Below are 542 nucleotides of genomic sequence, written 5' to 3' on the forward strand. Positions count from 1 at the left end.
AACGATGGCTTCGCCGCGACGCCTGCCGTCCAGTTCTATTCGTTGATAGCATAAGCAGTCCTATTCATATCGGGATTTACTTCGGCCTCACCGTCTTATCGCGACAGAACCCCACGGCGGCAAGGATGCCATGACCACGACTACGGATTCTTGTGGAGGTCAGCAAGTAGATTTCCAAGGCTAAGAGATGATTGCGAGAAGAAACTGGTGTCGCTCAAGTCGTCCATAGTCGCGGCTCGCGACGTCAATGCCCGTTCAATAAGAGGGCCGGCCGGGATTCGTTAAATTTTCACCAAAATTACCTTGGGCCGATGATTTTAAAACGGCGGTTTCAAGGATGAAGTGCAACAGCGGGTTTAGTGTTTAGAGCCGTGAGGCTGGCCTGCAGATGCAAGGGTTGCAGCGAAGACCTCGAACGGTGAATGAAACGCGTGAGTCGCGCGTGGCCTGCTGTTCAGACTGTCGGCAATTGCATCGAGTTCGTCCTGACTGTAGACCGGGAGGTCCGTGCCTTTGGGCAGATACTGGCGCAGCAGCCCGTT

1 pseudogene is annotated in these 542 nt (G+C 54.1%); it reads right to left on the minus strand.

What is annotated here, in order from left to right:
• Positions 1-356 precede the first annotated feature (356 nt).
• A pseudogene (locus HV796_RS43235) lies at positions 357-542 on the minus strand (IS30 family transposase); the annotation flags it as partial.

This window comes from Paraburkholderia humisilvae, assembly GCF_902859855.1.
Lineage (GTDB): Bacteria > Pseudomonadota > Gammaproteobacteria > Burkholderiales > Burkholderiaceae > Paraburkholderia > Paraburkholderia humisilvae.